This window comes from Cellulosilyticum lentocellum DSM 5427 (assembly GCF_000178835.2).
GTDB lineage: Bacteria > Bacillota > Clostridia > Lachnospirales > Cellulosilyticaceae > Cellulosilyticum > Cellulosilyticum lentocellum.
The window spans coordinates 1235598-1258650 of sequence record NC_015275.1 but is presented as its reverse complement, the minus strand read 5'-3'; the positions used below and the strand labels follow the sequence as shown (position 1 = coordinate 1258650).

Below are 23053 nucleotides of genomic sequence, written 5' to 3'. Positions count from 1 at the left end.
CATGACCAATAAGGAATTATATTATAAACAGCTCCTAAGGCAATATGATCTTAAACGTTCAGCGGCTCACCAAGCTAAATTAAAACGCACTGCTGAAATTTATGAGAAAATCCCTCGCATAAAAAAAATTGATGAAACTTTAAATGATAGTGGTGTTAAATTAGTGCGTAGTATGCTATCACCTCATGGTGGTCAATCTATAGAAGATTTTAGAAGTCATACAGATGAACTTATTCGCACAAAAAAAATGCTTCTAGTAGAAGCAGGCTATACACCTCATTACTTAGAGCCTCACTATGATTGTGAGGAATGTAAAGATACAGGCTTTGTAGGTAATAAACCTTGTAATTGTTTTCGCCAAGCACTTATTAATATTGCTTATGAACAATCTAACTTAAAGCATATTTTAAACATCGAAAACTTTGATCATTTCACTTTAGATTATTACTCTAAAGAAATAGATCCTAAAGCTGGCACTTCTCCTTATAACAATATGTATGAAAATCAACAAGTTTGTGCGGGGCTTATTGAAAAATTTGAAACTGAAAAACAAAATCTTTTACTTTATGGTCCAACAGGTCTAGGTAAAACCTTTTTATGTAACTGTATTGCTAAAGAACTTCTCGATCAAGGTTATACTGTACTTTATTTTACCGCACCACAGTTATTTAAACTTTTTGAGGAATCTCGTTTTCATCGAGAAGATATGCAAGAGGCTTCAAAGGAGACCCTAAATACCCTATTTGATGTAGATTTGCTTATCATTGATGATTTAGGAACGGAATCAGTTACCACTTTAACCATCAGTGATTTATTTAACGTTATCAATAGTCGTTATTTAAACCAGACCTCTACAATCATTTCTACCAACCTTACACCAAAAGAATGGAAAGATCGTTATTCAGAACGAATCGTCTCTAGAGTATTTGGTAATTATGAACCTCTTAAATTTATCGGTACTGACATTCGTATGGTAAAGAAATATGGTAAAACCCATAAAAAATAATTCCTATTTATGAAGGAGGAAGTATTTAAAGCTACTGGCTTTAAGTACTTCCTCTTTTTTATATCTATCTTTAATGATATTTTGGACGACTTCTTAATATACATATTTATATAGCATGACTAGGAGGTTATTATGTTTCATACTATTAGTCTTTCAAAATCTGACCCAACCCCTTTATATATACAATTAGCTTCAGAACTTGCTAAACTTATTCAAGGTAATTTTCTAACTCAAGGAATGAAACTTCCTACAATCCGCTTTTTGTCTAAGCAACTTTGTATTAATCGGGATACTGTGGTGAGTGCTTATAAACTTTTAGAAAATCAAGGTCTTGTAGAAAGTCACATTGGAAAAGGAACTTATATCAGCACCCATCCTATATCTACAACAACTACTTTACCACTAGATTCCATTTCTCAAATCTGCTGTAGTCATATTGGTGTACCTAAAACCTTTTTTCCTTCTTCTCTTTGCTTAGATTTAGCTACTGAAATTGTCAAAAAAGAGAATTGGGAAGCTTTCAACGACCCTCTTTATAGAGAAAGGCATCTTCTTAAAAGTACTGTTTCTAATTTTTTAAAACAACTAGGTATTCCTCATCACTATGCTCAAGTACGTATTATTAAAACCATGGATCAATTCTTACTAGATCTATTTAAAGATTCTCCTAAAACAGGCATTTGTGTTGAAGCCATTAGAGACTTATCTTGGTCCTGCTATCTTCGCTCTTTAGGTGCCAAGATTTATGAAACGCCACTCACAGCCGAAGGTATAGACTTAAACATCCTTGAAAAGCATTTACATACTGGTAATATTGCTTATATTTTTATTACATCCCAACTTCAAAACCCTACCGGACTCTGTTATAGCAAAAACTGTAAAAACCAACTTGTTGAACTAGCTAAGAGATATAACTGTACCATTATAGATGACATAACTTACGCTTCCTTTATGTATGATTCTCCTATTCCTTTTTACGAGGACGATGCACCTATTATCTACATTCATCAGTTTTCTAAGCTTTACTTGCCTTATATGAACTATACTTTTGCCATCTTACCTCTCGCTTTTATTAAAAGATTAAGAGATCCTATTGAATGCAGTTTCAATGAACGTTTATTACGTCACTATCTTAGCTCATCTGAATTAAAAACGATTGAGCATACTATTCTTATGGCTTATAAGGAGCATTATGCACTACTTTCAGATGCCTTAAAGCAACTACCAATTCGTTTAACTATCCATAATGGTGGTGCTTTCTTTTGGCTTCGTGTTCCTATAAAGCAGTATGATATCCTTTGTCAATACTTACTTGAACATGAAATCATTATTTCTCCTGGTGACTTATTTTCTACAACTTCTTTGAAAGGTTATTTTCGTCTATCTATTACCCACTTGGATTCCTCCCAAATCTATCAAGTTATTCAAGTCCTTAGAAACTTTTTTATTACGTTATAATATTATATTATGAGACAATAAATAAAGGAGCATAGTGATTATGCTCCTTTATTTATTGTCTCATAATACCTAACAATTCCTAGATAAATACTCCATGCCACTCTATCTTGATAGGTCTCACTATTCAAAAGCTTTTCTTCCTCTGGATTGGTTAAAAACCCACATTCTACTATTACAGCTGGAATAAGAGTTGCCCTTAATACATAATAATTAGTATTACTTTTTACTTCTCGTTTATTCTGAGGGTCTGCATATTCTTTTATACTCTTTTGTATGGCTTCTGCTAATGCTTTTCCTTTTTCCGATTGACTATTATAAAAAATTTGTGCTCCTTTTACACTAGGTTGAGTAAAAGAATTTTGATGTATACTAACTAATATATCTCCTCCTTCAGCTAATTTCTTTCTTTCTACCATATCCTTGCTCTTGTATTTAACACCATCCATACCATCCACATCATCATCAGTTGTTCTCGTCATAATGACAACTGCACCTGCTTGCTCTAAATAATCTCTAAGTTTTAAAGAAATTTGTAAATTTAAATCCTTTTCATCTGCTCCATTTATACCCGGTTTCCCTGGATCAAACCCTCCATGTCCTGGATCAACAATAATAATCTTAGATGCAATAGAAAGCCCAGAGGTTTCTATTGCTGCTGTGGCAAATTTAAAGTAAGAGGCAATAGCAATAATTCCTACTAAAGCACCCATGAATAATGGTACTTTTATTTTTATCATCTTGACACCCCCTAATGCTCTTTTCTATTTTTATGGATGTTGACAACTCTCTAATAGCATATGCAAAGAAAGGGTTGTCAATTCATATTATAGAATTAACCTACTGATTTTTATTATTTTTCTTCTTGCAAAAACTGCTTAAAGGCTGATTCTAGTCTATTGATATCTGAATGATGATAACAAAAATGGCCAGAATCACCTAGTATTATTATTTTACTGGTAACCAATTGTTGCTGTATCAACCTTATAACTCTCACTGGTACAAACTCATCTTTTTTTGATTGAATTACAAGAACAGGCTTTTTGATTTTGTTTAATTGCTTTTTGATATATGAAATTAAAATGAAAAGATCTATATATCTTGGAATCCACTTAATATACGTCCAGCTTTTTGTTTTTCCTACACCTATAGCTCTACACTCAGCAATAACATAAGGCTCTTTTTCAGAAAGTCTCCCCGTAGCGATTTTAATGGCCCCTTTAATAACTCTATACTTTAATTCAATAGCTAATGGCAGTGCAAAAAGTACTAAAGATTTTATTTTTCCCGGGAAATGCGCTGCATATCCTATAGCTAATAAACTCCCCATGGAATGTCCAACTAAAATAATATATTTATACTCCCTTTCCATCTGTTGAACCTGCTTATTAACATAGTCGACCCATTGATTCAAATGTACTTTTGCAAATGTTTCACCTGTTTCTCCATGTCCTGGTAACAATAAAATTAGAACTGAATATCCTTCTTTATACGCTATAGACCCTAAATTTCTAAATTGCATATTGCCTTCTAGTATCCCATGAATAAAAATAACTACAGTATCTGAAAACGGTCTTTTCTTATAATATTCTTTTTGATGCCTGTGTAATGTCCATCTATCAATATAGTGCATGCTTTTATTCCTTTTATCTCTTTTAATCAAAAAAAGCAAAGACTTTTTTATAAGCCTTTGCTTTTTTTCACTTTCCTATTCTTTTTATTATTTAACTTGTCCAAGTACATCCCATATATCAGCACTCTCTAAGCCTAATTTCCACGCACCGTAGCCTGCAAGTTCATATTTCTCCATAATTGCTATACGTTTACTAATCGAACTATAATCTTCAATCCATAATTTATAGGTTATTTGATCTTTTTCTACTTCAGCATAATTTTGCCCGCTTATGGAATCTAGTTGTGGGATAACTCCCCATTTATCCACTAACTGTTTTGCTGAAGTCATACCATATGGTGTTGATGATAGACCTTCACTTGTTTCTGTCCATAGTCTTGTGTAGAAAGGTATTCCTAACACTAACTTTTCCTTTGGTACTTCTTTTAGTGTATTTTGAATCCCCTCATCTACCCAACTAATTTCTGATACAGATCCAGCTGTCTCTGAACCAGACCAATGTTGATCATATGCCATAACAATAAAGTAATCACTTGCTGCTGAGACTTTTTCTCTTTCATAATGCCCTGACCAATTTGATGGCATATACACGTCTACACTAACAATAAGACCTTCTGCTTTAAGCTGAGGATAAAGTTCTCTCATAAACTGTACCCATACTGCGCTAGTTTCATTCTGTATATTTTCAATATCAACATTAATACCATCAAATCCATATAACTTGGATTTATCAATAATCTGCTGAATAACATATTGACGTTTTTTACTACTTGAAAGAATTTCCTTAGTTAAGCCTGTATTAGTAAAGCTGTGGCTTATAATGGGCCATACTTGAAGTCCTCTATCATGAGCTGATTTAACATATTCCGTTGTCCCTCTATCTACTAAAGCACCTGTTTCATCTCCAAATTCAAACCAAGTAGGCGAAATAACATTTAACTTATCTACATTAGCATATTTAGCAGAAGCCCAATTTCCTACATTGGCATTTGTCATTTGATCCCATGCTAGCTTAACAGTTTCTCCTAGTGGATTAATTGGCCAAGCTTCTACATCCGTTACTGCCTGAGCCTCTATAGTTTCTTTATGCTTTAAATGAGAAGAAGGTATATAACCAATAATGCCACTTTCACTTCTCACCCTAGCAAATCCATCTTCCTCGGCATAAAGAATAACCTTCTCACCTTTTCCTAAGTTTTCTACTACTGTTGATTTTTTTCTAGGATGTGTACGTAAGCTTGTTTTTCTTGAAATAGTAGCTTGCTCTTGCTCTTCTCTATCATCATAAGCTATAAATAATCGCCCATCTTTGCCTGCTTCTATCCTTACTTTAAAAAAGTCTTCTAATAAATTAGCCGATACATAAAGCTCACCATCCTTTTCTGTCAATGGATAAGTCCCTTGTATACCTGCAAAACTAATTTTATTCTCTTGCTCTGGATAAAGCTTAACTACTTCTCTCACGTTTGTTAAAGTCATTACTTTTTCCGCTTCATCATAAAAAATAATATCACTTACATAAGTATTAGCAAAGGTATATGAAACATATATTTGATCATTTATAGTTATAACTGGTTCTTTTAAATTGATTCGTTCATCTTTATATACCAAGTTATTAGTATTATTCTTAAATTCATCAAAATATGTCAATGGGTCTACTAATTCCCCTACTGTTTGCACTCTATTTACAGTAAAATAAGCAGTTACGACTAACGCTACTGCTATTAATCCTAATATGATTTTTTTTAGCATCAATCTATCCTCCTCTAACTTCTATAGTATAACATATATTTCATTTTTCTACGTATTTCTGACCAAATTGTAATAAATATTATTTTATTGATTCTCTAATCAGCTTATGTTTATTTAATTATTTGACTATTCTTTATTAATCTATTATGCTTAAACTAACAATTCATTTAATATAAAGGAGCTGAAATGATTGAAATATAATAAGCGTCTTTTATTAACACCTCTTATTTTGTTATTAGCTACTGTTTTACTCGTAGGTTGTAGTTCCCCTATAGCTGCCAACTTCATCGCCCTTGATTTTTATGAGCTTATTGTTAAACAAAATGATAAGCCTATTATAGAAGTAGGTCTTTCTGAGGAAGTGGCCAAAACAACTACTACTCATATAACAACTACATTAAAACAAAATATTCAATCAGCCCTTACTACAGAAGATGGCGTTATGATCGATGAAACACAATTAAAAGATCTAACAGAAGCTTACTTATCAGCTTTACATCAGCTTAATGCTACCGCTATCGTTACTTCATCTGAGAACTCTAAAAAGTGTACTGTAAAACTATCAACCTCCTATCTTGACCACAAAGCCATTGACGATGTTGCTGTAAAGACTGCCTTAAAAACTATTGATATTAGTACCTACAAAGATGAAAACCTTTATTTACAAGATTTAACCAATACTTACATAGATGAATTGATAAAAGGCTATAAATCATCTAGCCCATCTACGGATGTTCATACACAAAGCTTTGAATTTAAACTAGAAAATAAAATATGGATACCTGTAGATTATGCCCATTTTCTTTCTTCTATTTGCACGATGATTACCTCTGATGATTCTATTTAAGATATTTTTAAAGCAAATAACAATAAAAAGAGCTATATCCTAAAGATTAGTTTTATTAATCTCTAGGATATAGCTCTTTCTTACATTATCTGTCATCTTTATACTTAATGATTAATCTCTACTTCCAAATATTCTTACTAAACTAATAAAGATATTAATAAAGTCTAGATATAAGGTTAAAGCACCTAAAATACTTGCATTAGCTAATGCACCATTTGAATCTGCTTGTGCATAAGCATATTGTTTAATTTTCTGAGTATCCCAACCAATTAATCCAATAAAGATAAATACAGTTACATACATTAATGCCATTGTATAACCTGGTGTATTAATGAAGGAGCCTACAAATGTAGCAATAAGAAGACCAAACAGTGCCATTACAAATAAACTACCAATCTTAGAAAGATCAGTCTTAGTAACATAACCATATATAGTCATAACAGCAAATACACCTGCAGTTACTAAAAACGCATAACCTATGGCTCCTATCTCATATACAACAAATATAGCTGATAAGGTAATACCATTAAGTACTGAATAAACAACAAACCAACCTTTCGCCGCTAGACTGCTCATTTTATGTGCTCTTGCACTTAGGGCAATAACTACCACGACTTCTGCAATTGCAAATAACATTATCACCTATTTTGAAAATTTACTCATTTCATTATAAATCTTTCTTATTAGTTTATCTAATATATGTGATTATATCATGAAGATAATTATATCCAATATTTTTCAATTTATGACATAAGTATCAAAAAGGATAAGGCCTACTGCATAGGCCTTATCCTCTCCTTTTCATCCTTATTTATTAATAACAATGTTTTGATCTCTATTAGGACCTACACCAACCATTGTAATTTTACAACCAATAAGTTCTTCTATACGAGTAAGATATTTTTTTACACTCTCAGGTAACGCTTCATATGAACGAATATGAGAAATATCTCCCCATCCTTCCATTTCTTCATATACTGGTTTACAAAGTTCTAAGTCTTCAAGACTTGCTGGGAAGTATTTAATAATCTCACCATTAAATTCATATCCAACACAAATTTTAACTATATCTAAATCTTTTAGAACATCTATTTTATTAAGTGCAATTTCTGTTAATCCACTTGTCCTTACTGCAAATTCTCCAATAACAGCATCGAACCATCCACAACGCCTTGGGCGACCTGTTACTGTTCCAAATTCATGACCTTCTTCTCTAATACGGTCACCTATTTTATCATGTAGCTCTGTAGGGAAAGGTCCCTTACCTACACGAGTAATATAGCCTTTCATAACGCCAATACAACTATCAATCATAGTTGGGCCAATTCCAGCACCAATACAAGCACCACCAGTTACAGGATGAGATGATGTAACATATGGATAAGTTCCTAAATCAAGGTCAAGAAGTGTTCCTTGAGCCCCTTCAAATAAAACCTCTTTACCTGCTTTAATCGCTTCATAAACGCTTACAGTTGTATCTTCTACAAATGGTTTTAATCTTTCTGCGTATTTTTTATAAGTTGAAATAATTTCTTCTGCATCAAATTGCTCTTCTTGATGATATACATATTTAAGCATATCATTTTTAACAGCAACATTAGCTCTTACCTTTTCTGCAAACACTTCTTCATGATAAAGGTCACATACACGTACTCCTGAACGCTCTGCTTTATCCATATAACATGGACCAATTCCCTTCATCGTCGTTCCTATATCTTTACCATCCTTTGCCTGGATAGATTCTTTTGCACGATCTAATGCTTTATGGTATGGCATAACAAGGTGTGCTCTAGAGCTTATTCTTAAAGTGCTTACATCAATCCCTTTAGCTAATAAACCATCTACTTCTCCTAAAATACCTTCTGGATCAATAACAACACCATTGGCTACAATACATTTTTTCCCTGTATATAATATTCCTGAAGGAATTAGTTGGAATTTATAGACCTCTCCATCTACTGCTACTGTATGTCCTGCATTATTACCTCCTTGGCAACGTACAACCACATCTGCCTTTTCAGATAAAATATCTATAATTTTTGCTTTTCCTTCATCGCCCCATTGTGCGCCGATAATGACTTTAGTTGGCATTGCTTACACACCCTTTCCATATTCTAAACATTTTTTTACATTTTACAATTGAAACATGACTATCATAACAAATATTACTTAGAAAATCAATATGAACTCGAATATTTCTTGTCTTATTTAAGAAAATGTTCGATATACTTATTTTTATTTCCTTATTATAGGCTGGGTTCTATTTCATTATTGACATTCCCTAAGTATATTGCTATCTTTATTTTATCCTGTCCCTAATAAGGTATGATATTACTGAATTTTCCACAGGAATTTGTAATAAATTTATTTTTAGTTATTCACACTATAATTATACATTTTTAGTACATCAAGCTAATACTCACTATGAATAAAGGAGAATCTATGGATAAAAAAATATATATTTTCGGACATAAAAATCCTGATACAGATTCTATATGCGCCTGTATCTCATACGCACATCTAAAACGTGCACTTGGTAACCAAAACGTTGAGGCAGTTCGTCTCGGTAAAATTAGTAAAGAAACACAGTTTGCTTTAGATTATTTTGGTGTTAAAGCACCTCGTTTACTTGAAAATATTAAACCTCAAGTAAGTGATATGAATTTTTATAATGTACCTTCTGTTTATGTTGTCGATTCAGTAAAAAAGGCTTGGGATGTCATGACTGAAAATGGACGTCAAATGATTCCTGTTTTATATCACGACCATAAGTTAGCTGGTGTTATTTCTGTATCTGATATTGCTAAAACTTATATCGGTTTAACAGATGGATGCGTTCTTAAAAATCATAAAACACCATTTATTAATGTTGCTTCTGTTTTAGATGGAAAAGTTATAACTGGTTCTTATCCTCATGCTTATGTTTTAGGAGATGTTTATACAACTGCTTCTATTGATGATCATACAGTACTTGCGGATACAGATATCATTATTACTGGTCCAAGTAGCGATCGTATTCAAAAGGCTTTAAATTCTGGAGCTGGCGCAGTTATTATTACAGATCAGAACATGGACAACCTTAAATTAGAGCTTCCTCCAAATTTAAGTTGCGCTGTTATCTGTACTCCTTATTCTTTCTTTAAAACTATTAAGATGGTTTCACAAAGCATCTCTGTAAAAAATATTTTAAAGAAAGATGATATCACTTACTTTGAAACCGACGATTACTTAGATGAGGTTAAGCAAGTGATGCTTAATACTTCTTATCGTCACTTCCCTATCTTAGATCAAGAAGGATTAGTTAAAGGCCTTATTTCTAAACGTCATCTCTTAGATATCCAAAAGAAAAAGGTTATCTTAGTTGATCATAATGAACGAAGCCAAAGTGCTGATGGGATTGAGCAAGCAGAAATTCTAGAAATTATTGACCATCATCGTATTGCTAATATTGACACTGGTAATCCTCTTTTCCTTCGTGCAGAGCCTGTAGGATGTACTAATACCATTATTGGTAAAATGTTTGAAGAGAAAAATATTATGCCTCCTAAAGAGATTGCAGGTATTATGCTTAGTGCTATTCTATCTGATACACTTATCTTTAAATCTCCAACTTGTACACCAGATGATGTTCGTATAGCTAAAAGACTAGCAGAAATCGCTGAAGTGGATCTATATGCCTATGGTGCAGAGCTACTTGCAGCAGGTACTTCTTTAGAAGGTACTTCTCCAGCAGAACTGCTTAATATTGATAGAAAAGCTTTCACTGTTGGTAAATATAACATTAGTGTAGCACAAGTTAATACTGGTGATTTCAAAAGCTTATTCAAAATTAAAGATCAAATTCTAGAAGAAATGCACCATTTAGAAGAAAAAGAAAATCTTGACCTCTGCTTATTAATGGTAACCGATATTGTAGTAGGCGGAACTGAGCTTATGGTAACAGGTCGTGAAAAGCGTTTAGCAGAAGCCCTATTTGGTTTAGACCCTACAGATGATAGCATCTTCCTTAAAGACGTCTTCTCTCGTAAAAAACAAATTGTGCCTAAACTCATGGGACTCTCTTAATTTTAAGAATAAAAGTTGAAAACAGATCACATTCTACTTATAATATAAGAAGGATACAAGATTTGTATTACTATCAGGTTTAAAATAAATATGAAATGCTTATAAAAGAAAGGAGTTTTGACATGGCAAAACAAATTACAAAAGATATGATTATTGGAGAAATCCTACAAGTAAACCAAGGTGTTATTCCTATTTTAATGAATGCAGGTATGCACTGCCTTGGCTGTCCATCATCTCAAATGGAATCTCTTGCTGATGCATGTATGGTTCATGGCATTGATTCTGATGAATTAGTAGCTGAACTAAATGCTTTTCTTGCAACTGTAGAATAAATAAACAAATAAATGAGAAAGCCATCCTAATTAAGGATGGCTTTCTCATTTATTTCTATAAATATTTTCTTTAAAACATGGCATCCTAATCATGTAGTTAATACTTTACTATATTATTAGGAGGCTTATCTATGAAAAAAAATCCAAGTATCGGTTGTACAGTAAGTTCTTGCCAATATCATGCTGAGTCAGAAAACTATTGTACGCTACAGCAAATTATGGTTGGAACTCATGAAGCACATCCTACTCAAGTTGAATGTACTGACTGTGAATCCTTTGAACCTAAGGCTTAACTTCTAATCATTCTACGCAAATCAAAAAGGTACTTTTAAAGTATTAATACTTTAAAAGTACCTTTTTGATTTTTAAAGATATTTAGTAAGTACATCTATAGCATGGAGATAAATCATTACTTTACCATGTTCTTTAAGAAAACTTTCGTTAAGATCTGTAGATGGACATTTACTACCAAATTCCTCCAGTAAACTTGATAATGCTTCACCCTTTACATTGGCTTTTTTATTCTTGCCAAATACTAAAAAGTATTTATCATTATATTTATATAAAGAGTTATCTCCAACAAACATTGGTTGTACACGATGTGCAGCCATACATGCACTATCAAATTCATTAAATAAAAACGTTAACTGCTTACTACTACTTACAGGTCCCTGGGTCTCAGGTTGCTCAGTGTCTCTTCCCATTAATGCTAAATCCGTTAATCTATCTTCCTCTGGTTCTTTAAAAGTTCTATGGGTAGGCCTTTCGCCAATAGCTTCTAATTTTTGCTCTATTTGCGATGGATCCTCAACTTTAGTAACAACAATCATAATGCTATCCGTAGATAGAGGCACTGCTTCTATCATTAATGGCACATTGTCTGTTTCAAAACCAAAATCTTCATAAGCTCTTGCCATCATGTCTTTAAATAAGGCTTGGGCTTTTTTAGAACCATAGGCTAATTCACTAAGCTTCAGATTCCTATCTATAAGATCTGAGTGATTTAAAGTGACCTGAATTTGAGTATCGCTTATCTTTTCTATTTTCATTCAAATCACATCCTTTCTAGATGAATTGCTTTGTTAACATATATAATATCTTATTCACTAAGTATAATGGAGATGATTATAAGTGTAAAGAGTTTAATAACTTAAAATAAATTAAGCCTTTACTTATTCTTACTATTCACCATTCCTATCCTAATTATAGTATAAAAAACATAAAAAAACTATACTTCTATCATCTTAATTATTATTGATTATTCTTAATAATATTTTATAACCAAATATTTCTGCTATAACTCTCTATTCTTTGTAATTTTTTTAACAATAAAATTCTTGACGTGTATACAGTATACATTGTATAATACATTCGTATTAATCAAATGATTAATGTTTATTATTTATTTTTTCGACTACATTGTGTAATTGTAACTTTCTCAAATTAACCTTAAGGAGATGATTATTAATGTTTGAACAATGGAATGGTTTCGAAGCAGGTATTTGGTCTAAAGAAGTTGATGTAAGAGATTTCATTCAAAAAAACTACACACCATATGAAGGTGATAGCTCTTTCTTACAAGGTCCAACAGAAGCTACAACAGCTCTTTGGAAACAAGTACTTGAGCTTATGGAAGAAGAAAGAAGAAAAGGTATATTAGATGTTGAAACAAAAGTACCTTCTACACTTACTTCTCATGGTGCTGGTTATTTAAATAAAGATCTTGAAAAAATTGTAGGTCTTCAATCTGATAAACCACTTAAAAGAAATATTATGCCAAATGGTGGTGTACGTACAGTTAAAAATGCACTTAAATCCTATGGTTATGAATTAGATCCTCAAACAGAAGAAATTTTCTCTAAATATCGTAAAACTCATAATGAAGCTGTATTCTCAGCTTATACTCCTGATATGAGAGCTGCTCGTCACAGTCATATTATCACCGGTCTTCCAGATGCTTATGGTCGTGGACGTATTATTGGTGATTATCGTCGTGTTGCTTTATACGGTATTGATTTCTTAGTAAAAGAAAAACAAGAACAAATGAATCAATTAAATGTAACACCTATGACAGAAACTGTTGTACGTGACCGTGAAGAAACAGCAGAACAAATTATTGCACTTAAAGATCTTGCAAAAATGGCTGCAAATTATGGCTTTGATATTACAAAACCAGCAAAAGATACACAAGAAGCTATCCAATGGTTATACTTTGGCTACCTTGGTGCTATCAAACAACAAGATGGTGCTGCTATGTCAATCGGCCGTACATCTACATTCCTTGATATCTATGCTGAAAGAGACCTTAAAAATGGTACATATACAGAATCAGAAATCCAAGAATTCATTGATCATTTCGTAATGAAACTTCGTATGGTTCGTTTTCTTCGTATTCCTGAATATAATGAATTATTCTCTGGAGACCCAGCTTGGGTAACAGAATCTCTTGGTGGTATGGGTATAGATGGACGTACACTTGTAACTAAAAATACTTTCCGCGTACTTCATACATTAGTTAACCTTGGTCCATCACCAGAACCAAACTTAACAGTACTTTGGTCAACACACTTACCAGAATCTTTCAAAAAATTCTGTTCAGATGTTTCTATCAAAACAAGTTCTATTCAATATGAAAATGATGATATGATGAGAGCATTCTGGGGCGATGACTACGGTATTGCATGCTGTGTATCTGCTATGAGAATTGGTAAACAAATGCAATTCTTTGGTGCTCGTGCTAACCTTGCTAAAACATTACTTTACGCTATCAATGGTGGCCGTGATGAAATGACTGGCGAACAAATTGCTCCTAAATATCAACCAATCACATCTGAATACCTTGACTTCGATGAAGTAATGGAAAAATTCGATGTTATGATGGACTGGATTGCTAGAGTTTATGTAGATACATTAAATGTTATTCATTATATGCATGACAAATATTGCTATGAATCATTAGAGATGGCACTTCATGATAAAGATATCGTTCGTACATTTGCTACAGGTATCGCTGGTCTCTCAGTAGTTGCTGACTCTTTATCAGCTATTAAATATGCTAAAGTTAAAGTAATCAGAGATGAAACTGGTCTTGCTACAGATTATGAAATCGAGGGTGAATATCCAGCATATGGTAACAATGATGATCGCGCTGATGATTTAGCTGTAATGGTTGTTTCTAAATTCATGAATAAGATTAGAAAACTTTACACATATAGAAATTCAATGCCAACAACATCTGTTCTTACTATTACATCAAACGTTGTATATGGTAAGAAAACAGGTAACACACCAGACGGACGTAAAAAAGGTCAACCACTTGCTCCTGGTGCTAACCCAATGCACGGAAGAGATGTTAAAGGTGCTTTAGCTTCTCTTGCTTCAGTTGCTAAACTTCCATATAGAGATTCTTTAGATGGTATTTCTAATACATTTTCTATCGTACCAAGTGCTCTTGGTAAAACATCTGAAGAACAAATTACAAACCTTACTGGTCTTCTTGATGGATACTTCACTCAAAATCCACACCATGTAAATGTTAACGTGCTTCAACGTGAAACATTATTAGATGCTATGGATCATCCAGAAAACTATCCTCAACTTACAGTTCGTGTTTCTGGATATGCTGTTCGTTTCGTTCGTTTAACAAGAGAACAACAATTAGACATTATTAATAGAACATTCCATGAACGTTTCTAGATTTTCATTTTATTATTTATACATAAAGAGGGTATTTACATCCTCTTTATGTATACCTTATAATAAAAAAGCAGTCTAATTTATTTTATAATATAAAAATGATCAGGAGGAATCAGTCATGAAAGGTAGAATTCACTCAATAGAAACTTGTGGAGCCGTAGATGGACCAGGTCTTCGTTATATCGTCTTTACACAAGGATGTCCTCTTAGATGCAAATATTGTCATAATCCAGATACTTGGAAGCTACAAGATGGCAACGAAGCCGACACTGAGGAACTTATTACAGATATATTAAAATACAAAAGTTTTATGAAAGCATCTAATGGTGGGGTTACTGTTAGTGGTGGAGAACCTTTCTTACAAGCCGACTTCGTAAGAGATCTTTTCATAAAATGTAAAGAAAATGGCTTGCATACTACTATCGACACTTCTGGTTATGTAGATATTGAAAACGCCGATCCTGTTTTAGATTATACAGATTTAGTTCTTTTAGATATTAAGAGCTATAACCAAAATATTTATAAAAATTTAACAGGTGTCCCTTTAGATCGTACCTTGGCTTTAGCCAAACATTTAGAGAAACGTGGTATTCCTATTTGGATTCGTTATGTACTTGTTCCTAATCTGACAGATAATGAAGAGGATATCGAGGCACTGGCTACTTTCTTAGAAACATTGACTAATGTAGAACGTATTGATATTCTTCCTTTCCATAAAATGGGTGAATACAAGTGGGAACAACTTGGCTATGAATATGAATTAACCGACACAATAGAACCAAACATTGATGCTACTAATAAAGCCGCTGATATCTTTAGAAAACATCATTTACCTATTATTTAATTCTGTAAATTCTCGTAAAGATAGACACGTTAAATGACGTGTCTATTTTTATTTTATGCTTATTAATATGGCTCATTACTTATATAAAATACCAAATCTATCTTAATTATTATAATTCTGCTGTTTGGTTTTTCTCTTTAAAAAATCTATTCCAGAACGAAGCCTTTGCTTTTTTGGGATCTTCTTTATCCTCACTCATTTCTCTTCTCATTTTCTGTACTTCCCTCATGGCCTCATCTAGCTTTTTATAATACTCCTCATTTTTATTAGTTTGTAGTACCTTAAGTTCTGCTATCTTTTCCTCAACCGCTACATCTACTTCTTTTTTTATTGTTTCTTTCATTTCCCATTTTGATTGATCACTATATTCTACTAAAGCTTGCATAAACATCTCTTTCATCATTAATGAGAATTGCTTTACCTTACCATCTTCCATATCTGTGATATCTACTTCTAGTGTCTCTTGCCGTTTTAGAGCTGTTACAGGTGCTATTTGAATACTACTTAGCTGCTCATAGGTTTCTCTTGTCTCAGCATTAGAGTCATGTACAATTCCTTCTATAGCTTTTAATTGCAGCCCTTGCTCCCTCATATCCTGAATCTTTTTAAACATTTCTACATTTTCCATACTATAAACTCTATGGCCTTTGCTATTTCTTTTAATTGTCAAATTAAGTTCTTTCTCATAAAATCTTAAAACGTAAGGTTCTGTTGCTAGCATCTCTGCCACATCCTTAACCGTCAAAAAATCTTTTTCCTGTAACATATCCTCACCCCATCATTTGTAGCCTTTTGAAGATATTATACCATATTTTTACAGTATTTCAATTGTTTAATAGTAAAATTATTAAAATTCATATTATTTATCCAATTATCTTCTGATATGATAATAAATCTAACCATCTATTGAACTTATTTCCTACCTCTTTATAATGTGCACACTTAATATATCCACATTTTTCAAATAAAGCTATGCTTCCTGTGTTTTCACCACAAATTAACGCAACTAATGTATGAAACTCTTTTTCTTTTGCACGCTCTTCAATAAAAGTAATAGCTTTTTTCCCAATCCCTTTTCCTTCATAACCATTTTTAAGATAAATGGTTACCTCTGCAGTTTTGTCAAAAGCCTCTCTTGTCTTATATTGAGTTAAAATAACATAACCACATATATCTTCTTCTGCTTTAATAATATAACTCTCATACTTTGGATTTTTAAACAACACTAACTCTGACATCTCTTGAGTTGTTATTTCTTTCTTATGAAAGGTAGCTGTTGAGTTGTTTATATAATATAAATATATTTCTCTTACAGCTTCTACATGTTCTTCTGTGATTTTTTCAAATTTATAATTACTCATTTGCATTCCTCTCTCTACTACTCTATAATTAACTTCTGTTCTCCATTAGGACTCACTTCCTATGTTTGAGGTTAGCGCTTGTGACACCATTCTCACTTTAACACCCTAAGATCTCTTTTTATATCCTAAACACCTGCATAGCTGGTGATTAGATTTTTTATTTAAATTTCACACTCATTCTTCACTATCAATACTCTAATAAAAAACACTTTATAAAATAACATTAACAATGCTTACTTTATAAAGTGCTTATATATCCTATTTAACATTAGTGTTGCATGTTAGCAAATTTTGTATATTGTCCTAACCAAACTAATTCCACTGTCCCAGTTGGACCATTTCTCTGCTTAGCAATAATAACTTCTCCCACATTTTTCTTTTCTGTGTCTGGGTGATAGTACTCATCCCTATATAAGAACATTACAACGTCTGCATCCTGCTCAATTGCTCCAGATTCACGTAAATCTGATAACATAGGTCTGTGATCAGTTCTAGTTTCACAAGCACGTGATAGCTGCGATAGGGCAATAACAGGTGCATTCATTTCCCTTGCTAATGCCTTTAAAGAACGAGAGATATCCGATATTTCTTGTTGCCTTGATGATCCATCACCTGTTCCACTCATTAATTGTAAGTAGTCAATCATAATAAGGTCTAATCCTTTTTCCATCTTTAATCTACGGCATTTGGCTCTCATCTCCATGACATTAATTCCTGCTGTATCATCAATGAAGATTCTAGAATTAGCTATGTTTGGGATGCTTTGAGCGAGTTTATCCCAGTCATCCTTTTCAAGTGCTCCTGTTCTTGCTTTTTGTGAATCAACCATGGCTTCTGCACACAGCATACGGCTTACTAGCTGATCCTTTGACATTTCCAGGCTAAAAACTGCTACACTTTTCTTATTCTTAATCCCTGCCGTCTGAATAATATTAAGAGCAAATGCTGTTTTCCCCATTGAAGGCCTTGCTGCCACTAATACTAAGTCTGATGGTTGAAGTCCAGCTGTACGATGGTCTAAATCAATAAATCCCGTTTCAATTCCAGTGATTCCTCCTTGACTTTTATGGGCCTCTTCAATTTTTTCGATAGAAGTTAATACAATCTCATCAATTCCTGTAAAATCCTCTGTTTTCTTATTTTGAAGAATTTCAAAAATTTGCTTTTCTGCAAATCCCATAATATTATCTAACGGCTCTTCACCTTCAAAACTTTTAGCTGATATCTCATTACTCGCTTTAATAAGTCTTCTAAGTGTTGCTTTTTCCTCCACAATTTTTGCATATTGTTTAATATGTGCTGAAGTAGGTACAGAGCTTGCCAGCTCAGCAATATAACTTAAGCCTCCAATTTGCTCTAATACACCTTTCTGAACTAGTTTATCTTGAATGGTAATAAGGTCTATTGGATTACCTGTGGTATATAACTCCATAATTGCTGCATAAATTTGTGCATGATCTGGTCTATAAAAATCATCGGGCCTCAATATTTCACTTGCAACAATAACCGCATCATGATCCATAATCATTGACCCTATAACAGATTGTTCAGCTTCAATGCTATGTGGAGGAATCCTCATGTTTTGTATTTGCTCCATAGCCACCGTTCTCCTATTCCTTTTATGCTAGTTTGTATCTATATGTTCTACGCCCCAACAACCATTACTTGAACTGTAGCGACAACTTTGGCATGCAATTTAATAACTACTTTTTGCCCACCTAAACCTTTAATAGCTTCTTTAAGTTGAATTTTCTTCTTATCTATCTTAACGCCAAACTCTTTTTCAATTGTTTCTGCAATCTCCTTGGATGTTACAGAACCAAATACTTTGCCACCCTCGCCTGTTTTTACTAACAATTTTACTTCTTTATCATTTATTTTATCTGCAATAGCTTGTGCTTCATCTAATTCTTGTTGCTTACGTTTATCTTCGGATTTTTGCTCTAACATTCTCTGATTTAGATTTACTGCATTCGCCTCTACTGCCAATCCTTTTGGAAATAATGCATTACGTGCATATCCATCTTTAACCTCTAATACTTCGCCTTTTTTACCAACTTTTTTTACATCCTGTGTTAATATTACTTTCATTTTGTTTCTCCTTCCTCAAAGTACTTATTGATTGCATCCTTTAAATAAATTTTTGCTTCGTGGATTGTAGTATCTTTAAGCTGAGCTCCAGCAATACCCAGATGTCCACCTCCACCTAGAAGCTCCATAATGCGTTGTACATTAGTATCTGCTAGTGCCCTAGCACTAATAAGTACACAATTATCCACCATTGTTAATACAAAAGATGCCACTATCCCTTTTATGTTTAAAAGTTCATCTGCTACTTGTGCTGCAATAATACTTGCATTTGCAACTTGTCCGTTTACTTCTGATATAGCCATATTATCATTCCAAATTTCAGCATTTTGTATAGCCATAGCACGTATCTTATATGTTTGCATATCATTTTGGAAAAGAAGCCTTACCCTGCTACTGTCAGCACCATTTCTTCTTAAAAATGCAGCTGCCTCAAAAGTTCTTACACCTGCTTTAAATACAAAATTCTTAGTATCAATTGTTATACCTGCCAAAAGTGCATCAGCTTCAATAGGTGTTAATTTGACTTTATCTGTTAGATAATTAAGGATTTCTGCTATCATTTCACAGGTAGATGAAATAAAAGGTTCTAAATAAGTTAAAACTGCATCTTCAATATAATCTGTACTTTTTCTATGGTGATCAAATACCACGACCTTCTCTGCTTTATCTAGAAGTTCAGGATATTCTAAATAACTACGGCGGTGAGTATCTACAATGACTAATAAAGTATCTCTCTTTATCTCTTTTTCCGCTTCTTCATGGCTAATAAATAAGTCTTCGTATTCTTTGGATTGTACTATTCTATCATATAATCCTTTAACTGCAAAGGTTGGACCATCCAAAATAATATGTGCTTTCTTACCCATAATAGAAGCTGCTCGATATACACCAATAGCAGCACCTAGGCAATCCATATCAATTCCTTTATGCCCCATGATATAAATCTTATCCGCTTCATGAAGTAGTTCCTTAAAGGCATATGCTTTCAATCTAACCTTTACTCGTGCACTCTTTTCTACTTCCTTAGTTTTTCCACCATAAAATGTATACTTGTCATTATTTTTAATAATTGCTTGATCTCCACCTCTACCTTGTGCTAAATCAAAGGCTATCCTAGCATCTTCTTTAGAACTCAATAATGATTTTAAATTAAATCCTATTCCTAAACTTACAGTGACAGGGAGTTCATTTCCAACTTGAATATTACGCATTTCATCTAGAATATCAAACTTAGTTTCTTTCATACGTTCTAATTCTCTTTTATTAAAAACCATAATATACTTGTCACGTTCTATTCTAGCAATAACAACTTCCCTTTCTTTAAACCACAAATTAATCTTTCTATCAATAATAGCTAATAGCATAGGACGTCTTACTTCTTCTATGCTATGTGAAATCTCATCAATATTATCAATGCATAAATACCCCATCATACAGCGTTCTTCTTGAATTTGATTCTTAAGCTTTTCATTCTCTGTGTAATCTAAAAAATAAACAATTTGCTTATTTATTTGATCATTTTCTCCACGATGAAAATTCTCCACTAAAATTCTGTAAGTATTCCCCTCCAAATGAAAATGCTTATCACTAATTTGCTTATTGGTAACCCATTCTCCTAATTTTAAGTCTGGCAATATTGTTTTGATATTCTTTCCTAAAAGTTCTTTATCCTTACAAATCTTTTTAAAAGCTATATTAACCCATTTAATTGTCCCGATTTCTTCAATTATAACTACTGGTATTTCTACATTTGAAAACATACTATCTTTAATAACAGTTATTTCATCTACTTCTTTTTCAACTTGTAGCTTAACATAACGACAAACTTCTCGTTCACTGAATATACTAACGATTAAAAGAATAGCATAAATAAGTAAGCTTAATATAGCTTGTGGTGTACTAAATACTCGTGATAGTTGAGTAATCAGTCCTATAGTCACTAAAGCTTGCGTAAATCTAAAAATGACCATGGCATACGAAAAATTCTTTTTTCTCTTGCTTTTCATTTTATTTTCCTTTCCTCATTTAAACTACAATTTTAACCTTTCTATAGTTAAATATGGTATCTAAACATCCAAAAAACATAACTAAATATGGTGATATTGAAAGTAGTAAAAATATAGTAACACAGCCTATGATCTTTATTCCTTTATTAATTTTAGCCCTACTTAATATTCCCACTAATGCAAGCGCTCCTGTAATCTGAAACAACGTCATTAAGAAAAATGCCACATTTAGTCCTAATATACTCCATCTAGCACCTTCATTTCCATTTGAAGCAATAGCAATCATTGAAATAAATAAAATTAGTACTGCCATCTTAGATAGTCTAAAACTAAGAAGTTCTTTCAGTGATGGAAAGCTTTTATTTTTACGTCTAAGAATTGTATTAACTATAATAACTAAAAACCCTGTGGATATAAGTAACTGTAATATAATTAAAGCACTATATACTGACTGCATAGCATCTACTATAGAGTTTATCAGCTGTTTCATCTCTAAACCTAACTCCGCTATATTACTAGTAGTAAGACTTGGATTTTGTATAATTAACCATTCCTGAATAGTATCTAATGAAACACCCTTTATACTATCTAAAATACTTGCATATTCAGCTTGAAAATCTACCCCTAGATACTTCATTAATACGAAGAAGCCTAAAACTACTACCGATAGGCTTAAAGTAGCATACATAATAATATTGGGCAATGGAAATTCTTCTTTGTAAAAATATAACACTACATATGTTGGAATACATGCACCTATTAAGTAGACTAATATACAAATTAAGTTACTCGTAGTTAGATATATTCCTAAAACAATTACAAATTGAAAGACTATATGCTGCTCTTTACTCAATTTATTTTTTATAAAATAAATAATTAATGGCACCGCAATAATAGGAAACAGTGCCAATCCTACCGCATAATATACTCCTACTACACCTAATAATATATATATTGCGATTAAGCATATTCTACTTATTATGCTCTTTGCATTTGAATCCATAAAATTGTGCCTCCTTTATTCTGCTCAAATACTATGAATTAATGTTTTATTATTATACCACATAAAAGGTCCTGAATTCTAGTGTCTGTATAATTCTATGCTAAACTCCTATTATTCATATTACATTTGTTTACAACAAAAAACCACTGCCGAAGCAGTGGTGTGTGCATATTGGTGTGTGCTTATTTATCTCTCTAAGTTTATAACGTTCATTAACTTTTAGTCTTGTGTATATGGTAAAAGTGCGATGTGTCTTGCACGTTTAATAGCAACTGTAAGTTTACGTTGCGCTTTCGCAGAGTTACCTGTAATTCTTCTAGGAAGAATTTTACCTCTTTCAGAAATAAATTTCTTTAAAGTGTTAATATCTTTATAGTTAATTTTTTTGATATTATCACCAGCAAATTGATTTATTTTACGTCTTCTACGATTGTGTCTTTTTTGCATTGCCATTGTGTATTCCCTCCTTCTTTAATTAGTATTAATTAAAATGGTAAATCGTCATCTTCATCAAAATTAGTAGGTGTAAACCCACTTGCTATATTTCCTGAAGAAGGATTTGGTGTAGGTACACTTGTAGGAGTATCCATCATTACACCACGTGATTCAGCAGAAGATCTACTTTCTGCAAAATGTTGCTCTTCAGCCACTACATCTACTGATGTATGTTTAACTTTTTGTGCATCCTCCCAAGTATTAACTTGTAGTCTACCAACAATTGCAACCATTTGACCTTTTTTAAAGTATTTTTCTGCAAATTCACCTGCTTTACCAAATGAAACTACATTAAAAAAGTCTACATCTGGTTCACCAGGTTTGGCAAATTGTCTTCTTACAGCAATTCCGTATCTTGCTACTGCAACCGGATTCGCTGATTGTGAATAACGTACTTCTGGGTCTCTCGTTAGACGTCCCATTAATATAACTTTGTTCATACTCCGACCCCTTTCTTCAGGTAATTA

The 23053-nt window shown here is 32.7% G+C and carries 22 protein-coding genes; 8 read left to right on the top strand and 14 right to left on the bottom strand.

Going from position 1 to position 23053, the window contains the following annotated elements; all coding sequences use genetic code 11:
- Position 1: 1 nt before the first annotated feature.
- Both CLOLE_RS05640 and CLOLE_RS05635 read left to right on the top strand, forming a co-directional pair.
- Positions 2-1006, top strand: coding sequence for an ATP-binding protein (locus CLOLE_RS05640; protein WP_013656122.1), 1005 nt, complete (start codon positions 2-4; stop codon positions 1004-1006).
- Between the two features lie 132 nt (positions 1007-1138).
- Positions 1139-2464, top strand: coding sequence for an aminotransferase-like domain-containing protein (locus CLOLE_RS05635; RefSeq protein WP_013656121.1), 1326 nt, complete (start codon positions 1139-1141; stop codon positions 2462-2464).
- 38 nt (positions 2465-2502) lie between these two features.
- On the opposite strand, the gene CLOLE_RS05630 is transcribed toward CLOLE_RS05635, so the two are convergent.
- The 3 genes from CLOLE_RS05630 to CLOLE_RS05620 all read right to left on the bottom strand — a co-directional run bounded on the left by CLOLE_RS05630 (position 2503) and on the right by CLOLE_RS05620 (position 5846).
- Positions 2503-3201 carry an N-acetylmuramoyl-L-alanine amidase gene (locus CLOLE_RS05630; RefSeq protein ID WP_013656120.1) on the bottom strand — a complete coding sequence of 233 codons (699 nt, stop codon included), beginning with the start codon at positions 3199-3201 and terminating at the stop codon, positions 2503-2505.
- A gap of 113 nt (positions 3202-3314) precedes the next feature.
- On the bottom strand, positions 3315-4094 hold the full coding sequence (locus tag CLOLE_RS05625) for an alpha/beta hydrolase (RefSeq protein ID WP_013656119.1): 780 nt from the start codon (positions 4092-4094) through the stop codon (positions 3315-3317).
- Positions 4095-4181: 87 nt separating this feature from the next.
- Positions 4182-5846 (bottom strand): glycosyl hydrolase family 18 protein, encoded by a 1665-nt coding sequence (locus tag CLOLE_RS05620; RefSeq protein ID WP_013656118.1) that lies wholly within the window; start codon positions 5844-5846, stop codon positions 4182-4184.
- A 190-nt stretch (positions 5847-6036) separates the two neighbouring features.
- Here CLOLE_RS05620 and CLOLE_RS05615 point away from each other — a divergent pair, with 190 nt between their 5' ends.
- Positions 6037-6693: a hypothetical protein gene (locus tag CLOLE_RS05615; protein ID WP_013656117.1), complete on the top strand. Its 657-nt coding sequence runs from the start codon at positions 6037-6039 to the stop codon at positions 6691-6693.
- Between the two features lie 111 nt (positions 6694-6804).
- Here the strand turns inward: CLOLE_RS05615 and CLOLE_RS05610 are convergent, their stop codons facing one another.
- Positions 6805-7329, bottom strand: coding sequence for a Bax inhibitor-1/YccA family protein (locus CLOLE_RS05610; protein WP_013656116.1), 525 nt, complete (start codon positions 7327-7329; stop codon positions 6805-6807).
- Positions 7330-7500: 171 nt separating this feature from the next.
- Positions 7501-8784, bottom strand: coding sequence for an adenylosuccinate synthase (locus tag CLOLE_RS05605; protein ID WP_013656115.1), 1284 nt, complete (start codon positions 8782-8784; stop codon positions 7501-7503).
- A 351-nt stretch (positions 8785-9135) separates the two neighbouring features.
- Here CLOLE_RS05605 and CLOLE_RS05600 point away from each other — a divergent pair, with 351 nt between their 5' ends.
- From CLOLE_RS05600 to CLOLE_RS22370, 3 genes are all read left to right on the top strand, one after another.
- Positions 9136-10758, top strand: a complete 1623-nt coding sequence (locus tag CLOLE_RS05600) for a putative manganese-dependent inorganic diphosphatase (protein WP_013656114.1) — start codon at positions 9136-9138, stop codon at positions 10756-10758.
- Between the two features lie 122 nt (positions 10759-10880).
- The gene (locus CLOLE_RS05595) at positions 10881-11090 is read left to right on the top strand and encodes a DUF1858 domain-containing protein (RefSeq protein ID WP_013656113.1); all 210 of its coding nucleotides are present in this window, start codon (positions 10881-10883) and stop codon (positions 11088-11090) included.
- A 131-nt stretch (positions 11091-11221) separates the two neighbouring features.
- Positions 11222-11383 (top strand): DUF1540 domain-containing protein, encoded by a 162-nt coding sequence (locus tag CLOLE_RS22370; RefSeq protein ID WP_013656112.1) that lies wholly within the window; start codon positions 11222-11224, stop codon positions 11381-11383.
- A gap of 72 nt (positions 11384-11455) precedes the next feature.
- Here the strand turns inward: CLOLE_RS22370 and CLOLE_RS05590 are convergent, their stop codons facing one another.
- Positions 11456-12139, bottom strand: coding sequence for an adaptor protein MecA (locus CLOLE_RS05590; protein ID WP_013656111.1), 684 nt, complete (start codon positions 12137-12139; stop codon positions 11456-11458).
- Positions 12140-12557: 418 nt separating this feature from the next.
- Here CLOLE_RS05590 and pflB point away from each other — a divergent pair, with 418 nt between their 5' ends.
- Positions 12558-14786: a formate C-acetyltransferase gene (pflB, locus tag CLOLE_RS05585; protein ID WP_013656110.1), complete on the top strand. Its 2229-nt coding sequence runs from the start codon at positions 12558-12560 to the stop codon at positions 14784-14786.
- 118 nt (positions 14787-14904) lie between these two features.
- Complete coding sequence (gene pflA / locus CLOLE_RS05580; RefSeq protein ID WP_013656109.1) at positions 14905-15630, top strand: pyruvate formate-lyase-activating protein; 726 nt, start codon at positions 14905-14907, stop codon at positions 15628-15630.
- A 109-nt stretch (positions 15631-15739) separates the two neighbouring features.
- On the opposite strand, the gene CLOLE_RS05575 is transcribed toward pflA, so the two are convergent.
- From CLOLE_RS05575 to CLOLE_RS05540, 8 genes are all read right to left on the bottom strand, one after another.
- Positions 15740-16396: a helix-turn-helix domain-containing protein gene (locus CLOLE_RS05575; RefSeq protein WP_013656108.1), complete on the bottom strand. Its 657-nt coding sequence runs from the start codon at positions 16394-16396 to the stop codon at positions 15740-15742.
- Between the two features lie 97 nt (positions 16397-16493).
- Complete coding sequence (locus CLOLE_RS05570) at positions 16494-16991, bottom strand: GNAT family N-acetyltransferase (RefSeq protein WP_013656107.1); 498 nt, start codon at positions 16989-16991, stop codon at positions 16494-16496.
- Between the two features lie 268 nt (positions 16992-17259).
- Positions 17260-18588 (bottom strand): replicative DNA helicase, encoded by a 1329-nt coding sequence (gene dnaB, locus CLOLE_RS05565; protein ID WP_013656106.1) that lies wholly within the window; start codon positions 18586-18588, stop codon positions 17260-17262.
- A gap of 47 nt (positions 18589-18635) precedes the next feature.
- Positions 18636-19082, bottom strand: a complete 447-nt coding sequence (gene rplI, locus CLOLE_RS05560; RefSeq protein WP_013656105.1) for a 50S ribosomal protein L9 — start codon at positions 19080-19082, stop codon at positions 18636-18638.
- The gene (locus tag CLOLE_RS05555) at positions 19079-21088 is read right to left on the bottom strand and encodes a DHH family phosphoesterase (RefSeq protein ID WP_013656104.1); all 2010 of its coding nucleotides are present in this window, start codon (positions 21086-21088) and stop codon (positions 19079-19081) included. The genes rplI and CLOLE_RS05555 overlap by 4 nt, the downstream gene beginning before the upstream one ends.
- A gap of 19 nt (positions 21089-21107) precedes the next feature.
- Complete coding sequence (locus CLOLE_RS05550) at positions 21108-22091, bottom strand: DUF2232 domain-containing protein (protein WP_013656103.1); 984 nt, start codon at positions 22089-22091, stop codon at positions 21108-21110.
- A 219-nt stretch (positions 22092-22310) separates the two neighbouring features.
- Positions 22311-22544 (bottom strand): 30S ribosomal protein S18, encoded by a 234-nt coding sequence (gene rpsR / locus CLOLE_RS05545; RefSeq protein WP_013656102.1) that lies wholly within the window; start codon positions 22542-22544, stop codon positions 22311-22313.
- A 32-nt stretch (positions 22545-22576) separates the two neighbouring features.
- Entirely contained in the window at positions 22577-23026 is a 450-nt protein-coding gene (locus CLOLE_RS05540; RefSeq protein WP_013656101.1) for a single-stranded DNA-binding protein, read from the bottom strand.
- Positions 23027-23053 lie beyond the last annotated feature (27 nt).